The 19,302-nt window shown below is 48.9% G+C and carries 15 protein-coding genes and 1 pseudogene; 9 read left to right on the forward strand and 7 right to left on the reverse strand.

The annotated features are described in order from the left end of the window. The first annotated feature begins 8 nt into the window (after nucleotides 1–8). Together B2590_RS12860 and B2590_RS12865 are read left to right on the forward strand one after the other, a co-directional pair. Nucleotides 9–1,484 carry an MOP flippase family protein gene (locus tag B2590_RS12860; RefSeq protein WP_286810674.1) on the forward strand — a complete coding sequence of 492 codons (1,476 nt, stop codon included), beginning with the start codon at nucleotides 9–11 and terminating at the stop codon, nucleotides 1,482–1,484. Nucleotides 1,485–1,534: 50 nt separating this feature from the next. Continuing rightward, nucleotides 1,535–2,455 (forward strand): hypothetical protein, encoded by a 921-nt coding sequence (locus B2590_RS12865; RefSeq protein ID WP_286810675.1) that lies wholly within the window; start codon nucleotides 1,535–1,537, stop codon nucleotides 2,453–2,455. Here the strand turns inward: B2590_RS12865 and B2590_RS12870 are convergent. After that, on the reverse strand, nucleotides 2,445–3,569 hold the full coding sequence (locus B2590_RS12870; protein WP_286810676.1) for a glycosyltransferase: 1,125 nt from the start codon (nucleotides 3,567–3,569) through the stop codon (nucleotides 2,445–2,447). The two genes, B2590_RS12865 and B2590_RS12870, sit on opposite strands and share 11 nt — an antisense overlap. Continuing rightward, nucleotides 3,566–4,597, reverse strand: a complete 1,032-nt coding sequence (locus B2590_RS12875) for a polysaccharide deacetylase family protein (protein WP_286810677.1) — start codon at nucleotides 4,595–4,597, stop codon at nucleotides 3,566–3,568. Before B2590_RS12875 ends, B2590_RS12870 begins: the two co-directional genes overlap by 4 nt. 172 nt (nucleotides 4,598–4,769) lie before the next feature. On the opposite strand from B2590_RS12875, the gene B2590_RS12880 reads away from it, so the two are divergent. From B2590_RS12880 to B2590_RS12895, 4 genes are all read left to right on the forward strand, one after another. Next, on the forward strand, nucleotides 4,770–6,098 hold the full coding sequence (locus tag B2590_RS12880; RefSeq protein WP_286810678.1) for a phenylacetate--CoA ligase family protein: 1,329 nt from the start codon (nucleotides 4,770–4,772) through the stop codon (nucleotides 6,096–6,098). A 153-nt stretch (nucleotides 6,099–6,251) separates the two neighbouring features. Beyond that, nucleotides 6,252–7,310 (forward strand): glycosyltransferase, encoded by a 1,059-nt coding sequence (locus tag B2590_RS12885; protein WP_286847955.1) that lies wholly within the window; start codon nucleotides 6,252–6,254, stop codon nucleotides 7,308–7,310. A gap of 24 nt (nucleotides 7,311–7,334) precedes the next feature. Then, on the forward strand, nucleotides 7,335–8,495 hold the full coding sequence (locus B2590_RS12890) for a DegT/DnrJ/EryC1/StrS family aminotransferase (RefSeq protein ID WP_286810680.1): 1,161 nt from the start codon (nucleotides 7,335–7,337) through the stop codon (nucleotides 8,493–8,495). A 152-nt stretch (nucleotides 8,496–8,647) separates the two neighbouring features. Further along, on the forward strand, nucleotides 8,648–9,292 hold the full coding sequence (locus tag B2590_RS12895; protein ID WP_085680464.1) for a hypothetical protein: 645 nt from the start codon (nucleotides 8,648–8,650) through the stop codon (nucleotides 9,290–9,292). Nucleotides 9,293–9,352: 60 nt separating this feature from the next. On the opposite strand, the gene B2590_RS12900 is transcribed toward B2590_RS12895, so the two are convergent. Further along, entirely contained in the window at nucleotides 9,353–11,323 is a 1,971-nt protein-coding gene (locus B2590_RS12900; RefSeq protein WP_286810681.1) for a PA14 domain-containing protein, read from the reverse strand. A gap of 344 nt (nucleotides 11,324–11,667) precedes the next feature. Here B2590_RS12900 and B2590_RS12905 point away from each other — a divergent pair, with 344 nt between their 5' ends. Next, nucleotides 11,668–12,573 (forward strand): cupin-like domain-containing protein, encoded by a 906-nt coding sequence (locus tag B2590_RS12905; protein WP_177190589.1) that lies wholly within the window; start codon nucleotides 11,668–11,670, stop codon nucleotides 12,571–12,573. 44 nt (nucleotides 12,574–12,617) lie between these two features. Next, nucleotides 12,618–13,811: a GNAT family N-acetyltransferase gene (locus B2590_RS12910; RefSeq protein ID WP_177190588.1), complete on the forward strand. Its 1,194-nt coding sequence runs from the start codon at nucleotides 12,618–12,620 to the stop codon at nucleotides 13,809–13,811. Between the two features lie 17 nt (nucleotides 13,812–13,828). Here B2590_RS12910 and B2590_RS12915 read toward each other — a convergent pair whose 3' ends face one another. The 3 genes from B2590_RS12915 to B2590_RS12925 all read right to left on the reverse strand — a co-directional run bounded on the left by B2590_RS12915 (nucleotide 13,829) and on the right by B2590_RS12925 (nucleotide 16,968). Further along, entirely contained in the window at nucleotides 13,829–14,755 is a 927-nt protein-coding gene (locus B2590_RS12915) for a formyl transferase (protein WP_091641170.1), read from the reverse strand. Between the two features lie 78 nt (nucleotides 14,756–14,833). Then, nucleotides 14,834–15,619 (reverse strand): class I SAM-dependent methyltransferase, encoded by a 786-nt coding sequence (locus B2590_RS12920; protein ID WP_091641168.1) that lies wholly within the window; start codon nucleotides 15,617–15,619, stop codon nucleotides 14,834–14,836. Between the two features lie 101 nt (nucleotides 15,620–15,720). After that, complete coding sequence (locus B2590_RS12925) at nucleotides 15,721–16,968, reverse strand: PQQ-dependent sugar dehydrogenase (RefSeq protein ID WP_091641165.1); 1,248 nt, start codon at nucleotides 16,966–16,968, stop codon at nucleotides 15,721–15,723. A 275-nt stretch (nucleotides 16,969–17,243) separates the two neighbouring features. Here B2590_RS12925 and B2590_RS12930 point away from each other — a divergent pair. Further along, a pseudogene (locus tag B2590_RS12930) lies at nucleotides 17,244–17,834 on the forward strand (formyl transferase); the annotation flags it as partial. Here the strand turns inward: B2590_RS12930 and xrtA are convergent. Beyond that, nucleotides 17,803–19,302 carry an exosortase A gene (xrtA, locus tag B2590_RS12935; protein WP_286810682.1) on the reverse strand — a complete coding sequence of 500 codons (1,500 nt, stop codon included), beginning with the start codon at nucleotides 19,300–19,302 and terminating at the stop codon, nucleotides 17,803–17,805. The pseudogene B2590_RS12930 and the gene xrtA sit on opposite strands and share 32 nt — an antisense overlap.

Raw genomic sequence — 19,302 nt, forward strand, 5'->3', positions numbered from 1 at the left:
GATTAGTAATGGGCGCTTATAAGACCAGTGTTTTAAATGCATTGGGGTGGACGGCAGGTGGAAAGGTAGTCAGTCAGGTTCTCTCGTTTGGAATCGGGATTGCTTTAGCGCGGTTGCTAAATCCAGATGCATTCGGGCTAATTGCTATGATGATAGTGTTTACCGGCTTCGCAAGTCTGTTAACCGACGTAGGACTTGGTTCTGCGCTAGTGCAGAAGAAAGACGTTACAGAAGCTCACTATAGCACAGTGTTTTGGACGAATTTAGGATTGGGAACAACTCTTACGCTGACTATATTTTCAATATCGCCATATATAGCATCTTTTTATGGGCGTGAAGAATTAACAGAGATTGGCCGTATACTCTCTCTACAATTTATTATCAACGCAATCGCGCTAGTTCCACGAATACGACTAGTTAAACAACTAACATTCAGAGTCATCGCTACTGCAGATCTTTGTGGGATGTTGATTGCGGGAGTTTGTGCTATTTTCATGGCTAGTAATGGATATGGATACTACGCTTTGGCTTGGCAGCCTCTTATTGTGATTACAGTAGCGACCATTTTTGTTTGGTCTTACTCCCGTTGGGCCCCTGCAGTACTATATAGTCGAGCTGCATTGGGCGAGTTGTTTAGCTTTAGTGCATTTAATTTTGCGAACCGAATTGTCCAGTATTTCTCTCAACAACTTGATAAACTGCTGACTGGGCGCTTTCTCGGTGGTGAATCTGTCGGCTTGTTGGATAAAGCCCAATCTATGATGTTGTTTCCGCTAAGGAACATATCCCATACTGTGGGGAGCGTTATGTTTCCCGCTTTGAGTCAGGTCCAGGAGCAAAAGCAGCGTGTTCGAAGCGTTTATATGCGAAGCACGCATTCTATTGCATTGCTTACGTTTCCTATGATGTCAGGTATGTTCGCAGTTGCTGATACTTTTGTTTATGGAGTTCTGGGTGAGCAATGGGAAGGTGTCATCCCAATTCTTAGGGTTTTGTGTATTGCAGGGTTGGCGAATTCGATCGTCACCATTGTCGGCTCTGTGTATCTCTCCCAAGGGCAAGCCAAGTTAATGTTTATGGTCACGCTGATTACTCGGCCATTAGCGATAGCAGGTGTGGTTATCGGTTTATTTTCCGGAGGGGTAATTGGAGTGGTGATTGGGTCAACGATAGCAAGCTATATAAATAGTGTTATATCGCTTCGAGCAGCCGGAAAATTGATAGACCTTAGCCTCTATTCTTTGCTAGGTCCGTTATTTAAGACCTTATTGCTCGCTACAATAATGGGTATCTGTGTTTACTATTTTGGCATTTATGTTCCGCTTAAAAACGAATTATATGTATTTGTTTCTCAATTATTTCTAGGTGCGTTGATTTACTTGGCTTTAATATTTTTGTTTAGGCCGCCTGCATTTGACGACCTTTTAGAGCTAATCGTTGAGCGTATTCGGAATCGAAAAGCTAAGGATAAAATAGGCTCATAAGTTTATTTTAATATTATTTAGTTTTGTAGATTTCTTTAGGGTTAATGGTTATGAAGAAGCCGCTAGAGTGTCTCGTTATTATGCCTGTGGGGCCGAGGTCAAAAATTGAGTATGTGCGTGATACGTTAAGTAGTTTTTTTCATTATTTTGATTGTCAAGGTTCCTTACTGTTAGTGCTGGACGATACAAGAAGTGAAAAGTTGCGAGATTCATTGCTGAACTATCCGAGAACGGTAATTGTTAATGCCCAAAGCCTATTAACAGATGGTAGCAGAAATCACAATACACGCGGGTTGCTGTTCGTAAAGCAGATTTTGGCTCTTAGACTGTTGTCTTCGGAATACGAGTGGAAAACTCTTTTGCGGCTTGATGATGACGCCTTAATAATCGGGCCGAATCCCCATTTCGATGCGTTGGAAATCTTTGGACGGGAACCGGATGTTGGGATGCTTGGCGCCTATTTGCGCCGTGGGGACGGGCAGGACAAGCGACCGTCACTCAGACGTCAGGGCAGGCGGCTACTTAAACGGTTAATTTCGCGAGATATTATCCGCTACCCGGCAATGGTCAGGACCCTGGCAATGCTGGTTATTAAAGCCAAACTGAAGGGCTACAAACTTGGAGATATGTGCACGGGCGGTGCCCTTTTCCTCTCCCGCGAGGCCTACGATTGCATTGAGACCGTGTGTGGTAGAGAGATTTATAACCTTCGTCACTCTGACTTGGCTGATGATCTGCTATTGGCGCTTTGCAACGCTGCAGCAGGGTATAAGATGAAGGACTTCTCTGATCGGGATGATGTCATGGCTATCAACTGGCGAGGTCTACCAATGCCACTTGATGAATTGGTTCGACGACAGAAAAAGCTCTTGCACCCTGTAAAAGACCCTAAAAATCAGGACCATGAAAAGATGGTAAGAAGGTACTTTGAAAAAATCCGGCGTGAATCTGTGTCGGATGCTAACCAATAAGTTCTCTATATATCGAAATATAGCGTTGGCTGTTTTCGTCTACATTAAATTTCTTGAACAGAATTTCATGGGGGTGTCTGGCATTTCGCATGCTTTCGAAATCTTGAGACTCGAAGAATGACCTGACAACCTGCGCATACCCATCAGGCGTGTGATCGGTAACTAGCATACCGGCTCTTCCATAATCCAGAACCTCAGGAATTCCACCAACATTATGAGCAATAATGTTAACGCCCAGTGACATAGCTTCCAGTAGAGTCATCGGTAGTCCTTCATGGTCGGATGTCATGAGAAGAGCGTCGAGTTTACATAGCTCCTTCAGCGCCGGACTTACGAATCCTGTGAACTTTACTCGATCACTGATATTCAGTTCATTCGTTAACTTCTTCAACTGAGATTCGAGCGGGCCAGAGCCGATGATTGTACCGGTGCACTCAAAGCCTCGTCGGTTGAGCAAGGCGATTGTTTGTATAAAAAGATCAACTCTCTTCACCGGCACGAGGCGTCCAACGATTCCAATTCTGGGAGGAGAACCACCGGATTCTTTGGAAAATAGCCATTGCCGCCGTATATCGTCGATATCTACGAAATTGAAAATCTTATAAACCTTACCCGGAAACAACTTCTTCAATGTATCCTCAAGTTGTGTTGAAACCGCAATAACGGCCTGTTGACGAAGTCGGCCTAGTGCTATGTCCAGTTTGCTGATCAACCATTTATGGGGCTTTGTAAAAGATAGCTTCGTTTCCGGGTTGCCATGAACCGTGCGCACGGATCGTGGCACCCTGGCCATATCCTTACCCAGTATACCGAGTACATTTTCCTTGAAACCGTGGGTGTGTAAGATCTTGGTGCCGTGTGATTTACAGTGAGCGGCAATTGAGCGGGCAATTGCGAGGGGGCCTAACTTCGTTTCATCGGCAATAGAGACCGATATGCCCAGTTCCTGAAGCTTTTCAGAAAGGATGCCGTTATTGAATACGACAGCCGTTGGTGTAATTTGACCAGAGGCTTTTAACGCTCGGCAAAGATTGTAAACCTGGACTTCGGCGCCCGCCCATAAGTCGCCTGAAATCACATGGGTAACGATCAGTTTCGAGTTGCCTTCTGTCATAGAAGACCGCGCCCGATGGTGGCCAGTAACGTCCGGGTACTGTGGCTGTTGCCATCGTGGAGGTTGAAGCGGTGAAGATCGTAAGGGTTGCACCCGGCAAGGTTCCACCCGGTTTTGGTGGTGCATGCGGCCTTGTAGGTATCGGAGACCAGGTTTTCGCCCTTGCCGGTTATGTCACCATTGGGATAACAGAACACCGGAATGGCGGCTTCGCCCAGGGATTTGAGGTCCTGCAGGCAGTCCACGATTTCCTCTTTAAGTGTTTTCTCATCTTTCAGGCGGTTCAGGCGGTAATGATGCCTGGTGTGCGCGCCGTACATCACAAGACCGTTTTGCGCCATTTCAGTCAGTTCAGAGCCACTGAGAATGGATCTGGAGGTTTCCGTGGGAGCCATATCCGGGTGTGATGTGTAGACCTGTTCAAGAGCCTCAAGGATCGTCGCGTCTTCAAGTGACTTTAAGCGTGCAATGATGTCGTCGGCTTGCAGAAGTGAAAGTGGACGATTCCCGCCAGGCGTTGACCCATAAGGCAGGTGAGGTCGCAGCCAGTCAAAAGCTGGGTCATTCTCTGGAATGGTTTGAGTGGTCAACAAGTTGAGCACCTGTTCCGGCCAGAAGGTTTTGCCGGTGTCGATCATTTGGGTGACCAGGAAGATCGTTGCCGGGGCGTTCTGTGCCTTCAGAGCAGGATAGGCATATTGATAGTTGTCTTGCCACCCATCGTCAAAGGTGAATGCAACCGAGAGCCTTGGAAGCGTTTTGCCTTGACTGTTACGGTCCAGCCAATCGGAAAGGTGGATGGGTTCCGCCCCAAGCTTACGGACAAACCGAATATGGTCTTCGAGGGTTTGCGGGCTGGTCACCATGCCTGGCTGCTCCGCGGCACGCTCGGGCGCATCCGCTGGGAGAATTCGGTGGTAAGTGAGGATTAGAAGCGTTGGCTTTTTCGACAGACGGACGCGCAGCCAGCCGTAGCACGCCAGCACGGAAAGCACACCTGATTTAACAAGAGATCTGAAGAATGCCACGCCTTGGGCCTCCGTCGGCTTCGCCAATGGTTTTGGCTTGTTCGTCCATGTATAGTTTATTGCCATAGAGATTCTGCCAGTAGTGTGGAGAGATGTCATCATCGATAGCCCTGACACTCATCTGATCAACTGACTTATGCGAGTATTCTAAGATCAAAAAGGACCTAGATTGATGAATAGTTTGTTGTCAAGATCACTTTTCTTTTACCCCTCGACCCTTATTAAAGGGGAGCCTATAGCTTTTTTGATAAACTCGTATAGGGAAAGGCAGTGGGCAAGTTTAGAAAGCTTACGAGAGCACCAGTTTACGAGAGTAAAAAGCATAATTAATTATGCGTACAAGAATAGTGCATTCTATAAGAATATTTTTGATGCGCAAGGTGTCGATATTGGTGATATTCGCTCATTAGACGACGTAAAAGATATCCCCACAATATCCAAGGAGGACCTGATCTTCAATTTGGATGCTATGTCTGAAAATAGAAATCGTCTTCTTTGCGATAGCAAAACTACTGGTGGGTCTACCGGACAACCTGTAAAGCTCTATAAAAACCCACTGGCTTTGGCACGCGAGCGTTGCGCGACTGCGCGTTCCTATGAGTGGGCAGGTATTGAAATTGGTGATCCTCAATTGCGATTTTGGGGTGTGCCTCACTCGCAACGTGGTGTTAGAAAGGCATACTTAACCGACTTGATTGCAAATAGGAAACGCATTTCTGCCTTTGATCTCACAGAACAATCATTTCTAAATTATTATAATCTAGCTGTTAAATTCTCTCCGCGTTATCTATATGGTTATGTCAGTGTTATTGAAAATTTTGCTCGTTACCTACTGGAAAACTCTCTTCACCCATTGCCTTCGGTTAAATCTGTAATTACAACATCTGAGGTTTTAAGTGAGGGGGCTCGTCATACGATTGAAAAAGCTTTTGGCGTTAAGGTCTATAATGAGTACGGATGCGGAGAGGTGGGCTCCATTGCTCATGAATGTTCACAGGGTAACATGCATCTTATGGCGGATAACCTCTATGTGGAGGTGGATGATGATGTCGAAAATACCGGAGAGTTAATTGTCACTGACCTTTATAATACCGCAACACCACTGATCCGTTATCGGCTTGGTGATTATGCGACGTTGACCAAAGAGGTCTGTGAATGTGGTCGTTCATTACCGCTGATTCAGTCGATACATGGCCGAGCATACGACATTCTGGAGATGCCATCTGGACGAAAGATGCATCCAGAAGCGATAATCTATGTATTTGAAGATATTCAAACAAGTACTAACGCATTCAAGCAGTTCCAAGTTATTCAGGAATCTAGGTTCGAGATTACAGTGAATATCATAGCTAACAATAATTGGACCGACAAAGTGAAGGGTGAAGTTGTTGGATCTTTGAAGAGAAATATAGATGAAGATATTAATTATAGTATAAATATCGTAGAGTCCATACAGCGAGAAAAGTCAGGGAAAATGCGAATTGTTAAATCTAATTTATGATGAAATTTGGTATTTTCATTATTTATATTACTGGTTTCCGAATCGGTAAAAAGCTATTTACAGGATGTAAGATCTATGTGGGTTACTCTGTTTTGGTTTTCTGCATTTGGAGCGCTTTTCAGCTATTTTATTTACCCATTAATCCTTCGTTTTATGCCCAGTCGTCCGGAAGCAGAGCGCGAGCATGCCCTGTCAGACACTCCGCCGCTCGTTTCCCTGATTGTGACGGCTCATAACGAAGCCCATCGAATCCGCGACAAAATCGAGAACTGCCTGGCTCTGGACTACCCGGGCCTGGAAATCATTATTGCCTCGGATGCCTCCAGTGACGAAACCGACCAGATCGTAGGCGAGTACACTAATCGCGGCGTGAAGCTGGCCCGCGCAGAGGAGCGGAAGGGAAAGGAGCATGCCCAACTGCAGGCGATCTACGCCGCAACAGGTGACATCCTGATCTTTTCGGACGTTGCGACATCGATTCCCGAAGACGCGATTGGCCGTATGGTGGCTTATTTCAATGACCCCACCGTGGGTGCGGTGTCCAGCGAGGATCGCTTTATCAGCCGGGATGGCAGTGTGGTTGGCGAAGGCGCCTATGTGCGTTACGAAATGTGGTTGCGGGGCCTGGAATCGAAACGTGCGGGCCTTGTGGGGCTGAGCGGTTCCTTCTTTGCGGCCCGCAAGGAGGTATGCCAGGAAAACTGGGATATCTATTCCCCCAGTGATTTCAATACTGCCCTCAACAGTGCCCGAAGGGGGCTGGTGGCTGTAACGGCGCCGGACGTCCTTGGATACTATCAGGACGTGGCGGACGCCTCGAAGGAATATCAGCGTAAGGTGCGCACCATCATCCGGGGACTGACGGCGTTGAGCCGGCATCCCGAGGTACTCAATCCGTTCAGGTTCGGCCGCTTTGCGTTTCAGGTATTTGGCCACAAGCTGATGCGGTGGGCCGTTCCCTGGTTTCAGGTACTATTGCTTTTGGTCTCGTTTGCCGTCGCGGGGAAGGGCGGTATATACGCACTGGCATTGCTGCTGCAACTGGCTTTTTACGGGTGTGTTCTCGCAGGGCATTTTGCGCCCGAGTTGCGTAAGCACACTCTGGTGAAGATTCCCTATTTCTTTGTGCAGGTAAACCTAGCGGTTGCCCATGCAACTGTAAGCTTTCTTGCCGGGCGAAGGATGACCGTCTGGGCCCCCTCCCAACGCTGATCGATGAAACGCGGACGTTTGGCTATGTTTGCAAAGTTGAGACCGGTCGGAAGCCCTGTACCGAAACCCCAGGTCGTTGATGACCTACTGATGCCTTGGGACGAGCACTATACAGCGTTGTATTCCGGGTCTGGTACAGAAGCGTTGTCGCTGGGTGTAAAGGCGGCCATTGCGATGAAAGCCGGCTCGGATACACCTGAAGTGATTATCCCTGCCTATGGCTGTCCCGACCTGGTTGCGGCCATTGTTGCCCAGGACGCCCGGCCGGTTCTAGTTGACTTCGCCCCGGATGAACCGGTAATGGACGAAGAAGGCATTCGTCAAGCGTTGACAGAGCGCACTGTCGCGATTATAGCGGTCAATTTTCTCGGGGCTTGTGAGAGACTGAAAGAGCTCTCGCGAATCTGTTCGGATAATGACCTGGTTCTGATCGAGGATTCGGCACAGCGCTTCCCGCCCTCCAGTTGTTCCCATGGCTTGGCGGATTTCGTGGTGTTGAGTTTTGGCAGGGGCAAGCCGATTAACCTGATGGGTGGGGGCGCTCTGCTTTTTCGTCGAACTGAGCAGTCAGTGGTGCAGAGTGCGTGTGCTGATTGCTCCGTATTGGAAATGCGTACTAACATTGGTTGGCACATCAAGCGACTGTTGTTCAACGCGCTGTTGTCGCGCTATATCTATCCGCTTCTTGAGCGCGCGCCGTTTCTCCATGTTGGAGAAACCCGGTTCCACCCATTGGAGGCCATTCGGGTATTGGAGCTTCCATCATCGCTTCTGGCTGCGGGGGTGCGCGCTTACTTTGCAAGGGAGCCCCTGCATCTCGTTTATGACCGTGAACTGTCGTTCCTGCGGGAGGCTGGCTGGGCGTTTGCCGGAACGATAGATGCGCAAGACCCTACGCCTCGGCTTCGGTATGCCCTTTTGGCGCCCAATGAAAACCTGAGAAACCAGGTGGTCACGGAAATGAATGAAAATGGAATTGGTGCCAACATTTTTTACGGTCGCACACTTCCTGAAATCATGGATGCCGCTTCTATTCGTGTAGGGGGAAGCGGCAGGTATCCAAACGCCAGTAACTTCGCGAAGCGATTGATTACTCTACCAACCCATGAGGGCGTGGGGCTGAGCGATATCAGCACAATCATATCGGTTTTTGAGCGCTTGGCATCTGAGCATTGTAACGACTAGTTTGTTAGTCGATATTCTTTACACCCTGTTTGGTCTTATAATGAAGATAGCTCGGCCTGCATCCATAGTGCCAAGGAATTCGGGATGTTTCCTGATGTATGGTCCGTATATTGCGTTTATTTTGCCGTTGAAAATCGGATAAGGAGATCTGTATGCGAGTAGGTACTCTCTTAGCTATTTTGTGGTGCTTTTCAGTTCAGGCCAACGCTGCTCCAATTTGGACGTACGACCTAGAGGGAACTGTGTCCGGCTCCGAAGAAGCTGCAGGATATTTGGCGGACATTGGCGTTGGAGATTCATTTTCAATTCGCATGTCTATGCAGAAGCAATTGGATGGCAGCCATAAGATCAATTTTAGTGGATCGCTTGGGGGGTGGTTGTTCACTCGGCAAGAGGCCAGTGCATATTACCTGCATAGCGACTCGGCCCCCGAGCGCTTTTATTCAAGTGGCTCCTCCTCGCTGCTTAATGCCCCGGCAGGCACGCTTGGTGCGATCGACCCATGGGACATTTATCTTCAACTGTTTGGGTTGGAGACAACAGGGGCGGTTGACATTGCAGAAGAAGATAAACTGGTTAAGAGTGATGGTTGGCTGGATGTCGATCAGTTTCTTCAGGGCAATATTTCTTTCAACTTTTTTGCCCAGCTAGGCCCCGAGGGCAGCTCATGGACAGAGAATGATCTTTTCGGGGATATTCATTCCATTGTCCAGGTTTCCGAGTCCACTCCTGCCATGATGATGGCGATAGGGCTTTTGTGCATCTTTGCTGGGTACCAGCGAAAGCTCCGTCGGTAAGAATCAAACCAATAATAATCAATAAGGCACTCTCGTTATAACGAGAGTGCCTTATTCTGATTAGTTAATCTGAAATGCCTCAACATTTGAAGGCTGGCTCGCCAGGCCATTCGTGTCGTAGACCCGTATGGAGAAGAACCAGATCCCTCGATCGAGTCCGTCAATCACGTAGGAAGTCTGGTCTTTCGAAATGTCCTGAGTCTCCATGTCCAGATTGTTCTCCTCCAGTCCGTAGAAGATTTTGTAGTGGCTGATCTCGCCTGCGTTAAGGTTGGAACCATCCGCTCTTTTTTGCGGCACACTCCAGGACATCTCTACGGATCCGTCAGGCTCGGTTGGTACCGGTTCCGTGGTATCGGGACTGTCGGGTTCCGAGCCTGAGATGGGTTCCAGCGTCCATGGGTTAAGATTGCTTTGATACGCCTCCATTACGGTTACATCAGAGCCGGAGGCAACGACGGTACCGGCGTCCTGAGCCATCATGTCGGTGCCGTATCGGAGTTCCCAATAGTCAGGAATCCCATCCCCATCTGAGTCCTGACTGCTTTCGCTACCAGGGTCTGGTGTATCGACGTTTGCAGACTGACTGATTTGATCGCCGGTTTGCTGATCAACAATCGTTAGCTGTGCGGAGGCCAACCGTATGGAGTCAAAATATTCCATTTTGATTGGCACGGATTCTCCGCTATCCAATGCAATCGCGTATCTGTCAGTTGCTGCAGCACGATTTACCCATGAGTCAATGACAAGGTTGTTATCGAGATACAACCTAACACCGTCGTCGGTGCGTACGATGAATTCGTACTCCCGTGTCCCTGAATCGTGTGGCGCAGTAAATACACCATTCCAGCGAACGCTGAAATTGTCCTCAGGCAAGCCCTGAAGAGGAGATGAGCTTGCCCAGTCATGATTGACGGAGTCTTCGACCCGGTAAGTAGCCAGGGTTTGGAAGGATTTGCCGACATAATACTGCCCCACAAAACCATCGATCATTGCTTGGGACGCTACAGGAACGTCCTCAGAGTCATTAAGATCGGTTCCTTGTTGATACTCCTCAAGGTTCGTTGCTCCGTCGCCATCCGCATCTTCGCCAGCGTCGTTGGGTGCCAGCGGGTCTAAGTTATAAGCAAACTCGGCACCGTCTGGAATTCCATCGCCGTCGGTATCTGCTCGCTCTGCATTTGTTCCCAGATCAAATTCCTCCAGAGCTGTCAGGAAGTCATCATCCCGGTCAGACGACGCATCCTCCGGATCATTTGGATTAAGCCCATGGAAGGTTTCCCAGTTGTCGTAGAGTCCGTCCTGATCTTCATCCAGGGGAGGATACTGTGGGTTCATAGATAACCCGTTCTGCGCATCAAAATAGCCAATTCTATACCCGCGGTTGTATGCCTTGACGGCGTCCTCCTCTGAAGGGTATGAGGGCTGGGCCCAGCTTGAGATTGCTGATGCTGGCACAACTTGACGGCTGAGGTTGGGTCCCTCCCAGGCGACAGCGAAGTGGTCGTCTCCATAGCGTTCCTTGAAGATGATCTGAAAGTAGTACCGCTTTCCGGCTTCAAGGTTGATCGCAGCCGATCCCTGAGACGAGTACTTCTCATAGTCATCGGGATAGGTCCACGCAGGTACTGTCGCAATTTTCGTAGCGCCATCTGGTGTCTGGGAATCGCTCAGCCAGAATTCGACCTGATCATCACCGCTGACAAAAAAACGATAGAGTCCGTCTCGGGGCGGGGTTATAAAACCCTGTGCCATTGCGCCATAGTAGTCCGCACGGTTCTGTGTCTGTTGCAGAGTATTCAGTGTTTCTATGTTGTCTGGGTTATCCGGGTAACGCGTGAGTTCGGTCAGCGCACTCGGTTCAGCGCCCGGAATATCCATCCAGTATCGGATGTCTACCTGCCCGGGTTCACTTTGCTCCGGCAATGATGCCGTTGGAGGTAATGAGTCGATATCTCGTCCCTGCCACACCTGGCAGCCACCTATCGCAAAGAATAAGGGTACCAATAGCGGTTTCCTGAGTGTGTTCACGACTAACTCCTTAATGGGGTAATAGTGACGCCTACTCAAGTATTGGTCGCAAGAGGCTATAGGGCCAATGAAAGTATGGAACATTTGGGAATCTGCGGTTCTTAGTTATCGTAATTACTTATAAGAGGTATAACTGAAATTCGATTCAGGAGATGTTTGTAGCGGTCAACTAATTCCAGACAATATTTTAAGGTTTTCCTCAGCAGTCCCTACTAAAAACCTTGATTATTTTCTCGGGGGATTACGCGGGGGGCTTGTCAAGCGTTGGAATGTACTACAGTATAAATTCAACGCATCGGCAATCCATAAAGATTGATCGAGAGTGCAAACCAGAGGACGGCCCGATGAAAATTCATGACCTTTCATTCGCAGAAATAGAACGAATCAACTTTAAAACCGTAGACGATATCCAGAGCCTGATGTCGACGGCGCGTCGGCCAATGATCTTTGAAGGTCTCGCGAACCAGTTGTCGTTTCTCGAAAAATGGGACCTGTCATTTTTTGAACAAATGGAAAGCTCGGTGCCGGTGCAACAGCCTGAAACCGATGGCGTGAACTACTTCTTCAAGTATTTCGCAATTCCTATGAAAGAATTTATCTCTCGAATTAAATCAGGAGATAATTTGTACATTGGTGCGAGGGAAATCCTTGGAGAAGGAGGCAAGCCAAGTGGTAAGGACGGTCTCGCAAGTCTTGCCGACTCGCTTGAAGTGCCCAATTGGTTCAAGCGCGAAAAAATTCGCTCAGCCAATCTCTGGATAGGTGCAGGCAACAACAAAACACTCTTGCATTACGATCCGTGGAACAGCATTCAACTGCTTCGGCAAGGACAGAAAGAATTCTTTGTATTCCGCAACACCGATACGCGCAATCTTCACCCGTTCAGCGTGTTCAACTTCAAGGCTTTATATCAGGGTAAAGTGCTACACAGTAAGATTCGCCCGATGACTGTACAAAAACGGTACCAGAAACGATTCAAGGAACTGAAGGGCTTTCGCGGCACCGTGAATGCCGGAGACGTTGTCTTTATCCCGGCAGGCTACTGGCACTACGTGGAGTCGGAAGGTCAGAACATTGGTGTCAACTTCTTTGTGCACAGCGATGACCAAACTCTGCATCGGATAGAGCCGCTGCGCAGCTATTGGATAAAAGATCGCATCATGCTTCACCCTGTGCGCTGGCTGTATCGACTCAAATATAATTTCTTTCAGGTACTCCGCAAGGTATTTCCCAAACGGGTTGGCTCCTGAGCCCAGGAATGGAACCGCACCGGAGCAATAACCATAGAGTGGCTATGAACGTGGATCCAAGTGTAAGTGCATCGTGCGACTTCTCTATCGAAACGTTATCCGATCCCGACTGTTTCCTTGAACTCAAGGATGACTGGCAACAACTTTCTTCCGATACTCACGCTGGTGGAGCCTTACCGTTGCCCCTGACTTTAGCCTGGATGATATCTTGGTGGAGTGGATTTTCAAACGGAGCAAGACTAAGGCTCACAATTATTCGCCAGCATGGACGAATAATCGCGATCGCCCCGCTGGCGGCGGTGCAGGACCAATACCGTCAAATCAGTATCAGGAAAATCAAGTTCTTATCGAACGGTCACTCCCCATTTTGTGACATACTTTTTGCACCCGAAGTTGAACACGGGATGCGTAAAAATATCATGCGAGAGCTCATCAAGCATCTCGACTGTGATCTGATTGAATTGCGCGGACTCAAAGACAGGGGTTCAACTCATCAACTGTTGAGTGAAGTCGCTCAGTCGATGGGGATTCGCGTGGCAGTAAACCCGGCATTGAGTACGCCAGTGGTCGATACCAACGGCGATTGGGATACATTCCTTGCCGAGAAATCGAAAAAGTTCCGTCAGCGTGTCCGTTCAGCGACTAATCGTTTCGAGCGTTCCGGCGCTAAAATCGAACAAACAACAATTCAATCGGGCGATGATTTCATAGTCGAAGAGATGATTGCAGTCTCAAGTCAGAGCTGGAAACGTTCACTGGGAGCCGATCTCAGTTCGCGAGAGAACTCGGTACGTTTTCTCAAGTCACTGTTCGATCAACTGGGGCCTAGCCAATCGGTATCAGTCTGGATGGCGCGCACTGACACTGGTGAACCGATCGCGTTTGAGTTACACCTTTTATGGGGTGGTGTCAGCTACCCTATTCGTGCCGACTTCAATGAGCAATATAGGAAACTTTCTCCCGGGTTTATCGCAGAGTTGAATGCATTGCGCAGCCTGTTTGAACAGGTGGATGCGACAACTTATTACAGTTGCGCCGATGACTACCAGTATCTGACCCATTGGACCGATACTTACGCACAGCATGTAACGGTTGAACTATTCAAGCCGGGTTTGAAAGGATTTCTACTCTACAGTCTTGAGTATCGGCTAATACCCGTTCTCCGAGGCATCCGCTCAGTGTTCAGGAAGGAGACTGACTCGGAGCGCAAAACCTCGCGCCCGAGTAAGGTTGCCTGAAGTCAATAACCTCCAGTTCAGTTCAGTTCAGTTCTTCCTGAAGTCTTCGGCAAGTTCGACGGGGCAGCAAATTCATTAATCAAGCCTCGTATGACTGGCAGATCAAGTTTGTGCTTGTTCTCGCAGTAGTCACGGATAACGCCACGCTCGTACTGCCGCCAGGTTTCCTTGAGAACGTGGGGCGTAAACATGCTATTTGTATATAGCGCGCCAGGCTGCTGTAATTCGACTGCCGCAAGTCTGTCATCACGTATGTCTACGATAGCGGCACCCATCATCTCGACTCCGAGATGCACGACTTTCTCGTATAACGTATTTGGCGTATCGTTTGCCTCGATCAGCGGCCTGCCCTGATAAACGATTTGGCCGTCATCAATGCCCGATGTTACGAAGTGTACCGTACCGCCGACGTATTCGGGCTCAGCATTGTAAACCGCCCATTCCGTTGTAAATAGGCCTCGGTATCGTTGAGACAATCCTCCATGGAGGTTCAGCACTCCGAATCTTGGGACTGACAAGAATTCATCGCGAAGGATCGACGCACCGCAAACCACCACGAGATCGGGGCGCATTTCCCGCAGCACCTCAATATACTCCGGCGCATTTATACGACTAGCACCGGTGGTGTAAATAACGTTTTGTTTGTCTGCTTCGAGAATGCGTCGGCCGGCCTCGCCAAAATCGGTTTTGTACTCGCTACGATTATATAATGCATTCTTTCGCCAAGTTTGCTCTGCGATGCGATTGAAAATTTTCCATGGTATCTGATGAGGAGCCTTTGCGAGACGAAGATATTTCTGCAGCGCGGGTTCTGCCGAAGGGTCTGCCCGCTGAGACTCCACGAAGATACCTACCGGATCAAATCGTTCTGCAAGTTTGTTCGCAAAGAACAAATCGGAGCGATCCTCGCTGCAAAGAATTACTAACCTGAAGTTTTCACCCATTTAATACTTCCCTTTCTTAATCAGGTTAAATAAACCCATAGGTTTATCTGTTGCTGTGACTTTTTCAAAAAATAATCGTTAAGTCGCGATTTGTCGCGGCCTGCAAAGAAAGTACATGTAGCCACTGCCTGTATAGCTTTTTGGATCAACAACCTCGCCTTGCTGGCTATAGACCGTGCATATCTCGAATCCCAAGTCTTCCAGCTGCGTAACCTGGTGCGCCGGCTTGATATGATATATGGCCATCTGAAAATCATGATCCCCAGTTACCAGGGTGTATTTGTCGTTTCGTAATACGGCCTCTGTATCGACATTCCGATAGTGGAATTTTGTACGCAGTAGACGCTTTAATGCCTTAAGCCAGTAGTAAAGGCTGGATAGTGGCCGTTTAAAGTTCAGCTTCGGGAGCTTGGGGGAGAATGGGAGTGAATAAAGACTGTGAGTCGAAAAGAAAAAGTAACCTTCTCGGCTTATAACCTTTGAAATTTCCGACAAAATCTGGATTCGCTCTTCGTGCTCAACCGAATCGATACCGTTAAGGCTGAACATCACGAAGTCGAAATCCCTACCGTAAAATTTTGACAGGTTCGTTGCATCTTGAACGGTAATTTCAGTATTTGCCCTGTTGCCCAAGGCCTGCTTGCAACGCTCAACCATACCGGAACTGTAATCTATACCGTGATACTCCATGACCAAGGCTGAGAATGTATAGGTTGTCCTCCCGGTACCGACACCGATATCGAGCATAGACGTGTTATGCCAATTATCCTTGAATCGATGTAAAATATTGATTTCCGTGGGAGTTAACGTGTAGTCCGTATATTCATGAACGAAGTTATTATAGACCTGCAAGTTAGAGTTCATTTTTGAAATCGGTCCTTTAACGGATGAAAGAAATCATGTGTGGCGACCCTGAAATTAAACTATTCATATGAGGTCACTTACAGGTAATATTTGAAAGAAAGTCAAGGTATGTGTAATCGGAGAATCCGATCGTCCATATGCTCAGGCTGTCCTCTTTGATCGCGATTGCTGGTAGTCAGGTAGACATGCCCATCGCTGCCCATATGCACACCTCTTAAGCGACCGTAAGTTCCCGATAGCAAAACCTGCTCACAAATCCTGTTATTTCCACCTGTATCTTCATAAGTAGCTACTCGCCTCAATTGTCTTGTTTTCAGGCTGGCAATCAGCAAATCGCCATGCCACGGATGCCCTGGGCGATCAAAGACGGCGAGCCCGGAAGGCGCAATCCCAGCAAACCAGGTGAGTATTGGGTCGTGGTATTCTGCGCCCACGTTCGGTCCTATAAAATTTGGCCACCCATAATTCCCGCCGGGGATTAGCAGATTGAGTTCGTCATAACCAACGGGGCCATGTTCAGTGGCAAATAAGTTGCCCTTCGAATCCCAGTCTAAACCCTGAGAATTACGAAATCCCTTGGCATAAACAGGTGAGTTATTGACCGGATTACCATCAGGGATGCCACCATCTTCTCGATAACGGAGCAATTTTCCTGCCAGGGAGGAGTCATCCTGTGCCAAGTGAGGTACTGCGGCATCTCCCGTCGTAATGTAAATCATGTTGTCCGGACCAAAAGCCAATGAGCTGGTGCCGTACCATTCGTGGGAGGGCAGGTTATCAATCATTATGGTCGGGTCGCGGCCATAACCATGTTCGTCTCTCAGGCGGTATACGCGGTTACGAACAGGAAACTGAATATCCGGCTGAAAAGGAGCAATGATGATTTTCTTTATCTTGTACACCAGCGAGTCGACGCTGGATTTCCCGACAGCGTCATAGGTGCCCACGACATAAACGTATCCGGATTCATTAAACTGAGGCGACAGAGCAATCCCCATTAAACCCACCACACCTTTCGAAAGCACTGGTATAGTTGCCCAGGGCTCTTGTCTCAAGCCGGTTTCAGGATCAATTAATCGAATTGTTCCCTTTCGTTCGGTGACGAGTACCCTGCCATCATCCAAAACTTCCAGGTCCCAAGGAACCTCGAGACCAGTCGCAATTGCTTCTACGCGGATATCCTCCATGTTAATTTGGGTGGAATCCTCAGCGGTAATATCAATACAGGTTGGCACCGAATGTGAGTCGGCGGGGGTTGCGGGGGCCAGTTCACTATTTTCACAGCCACTGACCATACCGGCTAAAACAACCGCTAACAGCCACCTGATCTTTTTCGAGTTAACATGCATGATTAGAATTTGCCGATTTTCTTCAGAAGAAACCTATCGTTAGAAAAAAATGAAATCTTTCAATTAAATGCTCAGACCTGAAGTTTTTAAACCAGAGCAACCCAGTATTTTGGATAGACTGTTGGATTTAGACACTAGCGCGCGCTCTGGCTAAAAGCAACGTTACCAACAGGAGTTGCGATTTTGAAAACATAAATAGCACATCAACACATGCTCTATCGATGCGATCTGCAGCGTTAATTAAACGGAATTATTAGAAAAGCAGTAACCCTGAATATCAACGCTGGATTCGTAATTTGAACCCAGACGTTATTGCTGTTTGCGGTGCTTCGATTCTCAAAGCGGATATGTTGTCTATTCCAAAGCATGGCGTGCTAAACCTGCACGGGGGGCTTTCCCAGTTCTACCGGGGATTGTTCACCACAGATTGGGCGATATACAACCGCGAGCCGGAGTGTGTGGGTGCGACTGTGCATTTCGTCTCAGAGGGTGTGGACGATGGTGACGTGATCTATCAGGGACGCCCAGAGATCAAAGAAGAGGATCATCCTAATAGCCTGTGTGAGAAAGTGGCTAAGCTTGGCGTGCAGATGATGGTTTGCGCTGTGTCGGATATTGAGCAGTCGCGTTGCCAGGCAACCAAATTAGAAACCAAGGGGCGTTTGTATCTGAATGATATGTTTGATGTCAGGGCGAAGCGCATAACCTGGCAGCGGATTAGGGACGGAGTGATATCAGATTACCTTGCCGATAAGGCCGCCCGTGATAAGCGGATAACCGCCTCCCTGATCAATGAGTTCAGTGCAATGCCCCATTTGAAAAACATAAATGAAGCTAGCGTTGAACACTCTCAAGAAACTGGTTGAACGCTTCCCGTTGCTGGTCGCAATCAGCAATTTCCTTGCCCTTACAGCGCCCTGCCAGTGCCCATAGAGCGCCGCGGCTGTCGCCGGTGATCTTTTTGAAGGCGCCAATGATCTTGGCTTTGATCCGCGAGTCCGTAAGGGTGTCGCCTATGTCGTACCATGACCAGATGATGATCTGTTCTCCACCCCCCTGGCGCTTGATGATGGTTTCGTTAACGCGGTTCAGGCCAGGATAGGAGTCGATATCCAGTGTCTGCCCGGTCTGGGATACGAGAGTCCAGTCATCGCTATCGAAAAGCCGATTGCGGAAGTAGATCAGCTCTTTGTCCTGGGTTTGAAGGCGATAACCGGTGATTTGCAACTGCACCTGCTGTAGGTCATCGGATACGTAAACACCACCCAGGTCTATGTCCGGTTTCTGGTAGTCTGGTTGCCAGATGTTGGCGTGTCTGAGCGGGCCTCGCCATTCCGGTACTGAGTCCGGCAGGGTGGGGTTCCACTCCGCGGCCATTCTTTCGGTTTTCGCGTGAACGGCAAGCGGTACCAGCGAAGGCCAGACAATAAGCAGAGAAGCAATGACTGGCCAGGCGATGGATGAGCGCGCCCGTGCTGGGGGGCGGGCTACGGCTGGCGTATCTGCAGTGTCTTCAGATGGCTTGTCCAGCCTCGCTGAGATGTAAAAGAGGGGGACCAGGGTAAAGATAACAAACACCACCCAGCCGAAGAGTTCATGGTCTTCAACCAGCGAGGTTTCCATGTTGGTGTAATGGCCGGCCGCAATAATGCCAAAGACCCGAATCCAGTTAGCCAGCATCGACAGTAAGGCGGAGATGAGGACAAGCTGGACCGTGGCCATGTATGAGCGGTAGTGGAGCTGCCCGTAGAAACTGGCGAGAAAGAGCGCAACCATAAGGTATCGCACACCGCTGCATCCGTCCTCGACCAGGAAGGTGCCCACTTCCAGCATGATGTAGAATTCCTTAATGGTGGCCTGTATCCCGGCCAACTGAAGGAAGATATTGTTGAAGAAAACGGTGATGTGCTGGAGCAGGGGAGACAGGTCATCCCAAACCGGTACCGCGAATATGAGCAGCATAATCGGGCCGCCGGCGGCTTTCAGGAATCCCTTTCCCCAAATGGACCAACCCCAGAAAATAATAAGCACGGGAACCAACAGCAGCCGAAACACCCGGATGTCCGCTGCCTGAGACAGCAGCAGGACGACACTGGCACCGGCTAGCAGGAATAAGGGCAGTGGAGAGGCATTGATGCGCAGTTTAGCCAGAGACTCCCTTCTCAGGTAAAGCAAAAACAGGGTGCCGGCCAGCACCAGGAACCCATGGTTGTAGATGATGGAGTCGTACCAGAGGCTAAAGAAGGTCTGCCATTCAGCCCAAAGCCCAAAGACGAGCAAAGGAACCGTTAGCAACCACAGGTACTGCCGGGAATATCCTGTAACCGTGTGCAT

Source organism: Marinobacter sp. UBA3604 (genome assembly GCF_002375325.1).
Lineage (GTDB): Bacteria > Pseudomonadota > Gammaproteobacteria > Pseudomonadales > Oleiphilaceae > Marinobacter > Marinobacter salarius.

Coding starts and splice junctions, on each gene's coding strand:
- B2590_RS12860 (WP_286810674.1), top strand. CDS start 9: ATGGGCGCTTATAAGACCAGTGTTTTAAATGCATTGGGGTGGACGGCA.
- B2590_RS12865 (WP_286810675.1), top strand. CDS start 1,535: ATGAAGAAGCCGCTAGAGTGTCTCGTTATTATGCCTGTGGGGCCGAGG.
- B2590_RS12870 (WP_286810676.1), bottom strand. CDS start 3,569: ATGACAGAAGGCAACTCGAAACTGATCGTTACCCATGTGATTTCAGGC.
- B2590_RS12880 (WP_286810678.1), top strand. CDS start 4,770: ATGAATAGTTTGTTGTCAAGATCACTTTTCTTTTACCCCTCGACCCTT.
- B2590_RS12885 (WP_286847955.1), top strand. CDS start 6,252: ATGCCCAGTCGTCCGGAAGCAGAGCGCGAGCATGCCCTGTCAGACACT.
- B2590_RS12890 (WP_286810680.1), top strand. CDS start 7,335: ATGTTTGCAAAGTTGAGACCGGTCGGAAGCCCTGTACCGAAACCCCAG.
- B2590_RS12895 (WP_085680464.1), top strand. CDS start 8,648: ATGCGAGTAGGTACTCTCTTAGCTATTTTGTGGTGCTTTTCAGTTCAG.
- B2590_RS12905 (WP_177190589.1), top strand. CDS start 11,668: ATGAAAATTCATGACCTTTCATTCGCAGAAATAGAACGAATCAACTTT.
- B2590_RS12910 (WP_177190588.1), top strand. CDS start 12,618: ATGAACGTGGATCCAAGTGTAAGTGCATCGTGCGACTTCTCTATCGAA.
- B2590_RS12915 (WP_091641170.1), bottom strand. CDS start 14,755: ATGGGTGAAAACTTCAGGTTAGTAATTCTTTGCAGCGAGGATCGCTCC.
- B2590_RS12920 (WP_091641168.1), bottom strand. CDS start 15,619: ATGAACTCTAACTTGCAGGTCTATAATAACTTCGTTCATGAATATACG.
- B2590_RS12925 (WP_091641165.1), bottom strand. CDS start 16,968: ATGCATGTTAACTCGAAAAAGATCAGGTGGCTGTTAGCGGTTGTTTTA.
- xrtA (WP_286810682.1), bottom strand. CDS start 19,302: ATGCACACGGTTACAGGATATTCCCGGCAGTACCTGTGGTTGCTAACG.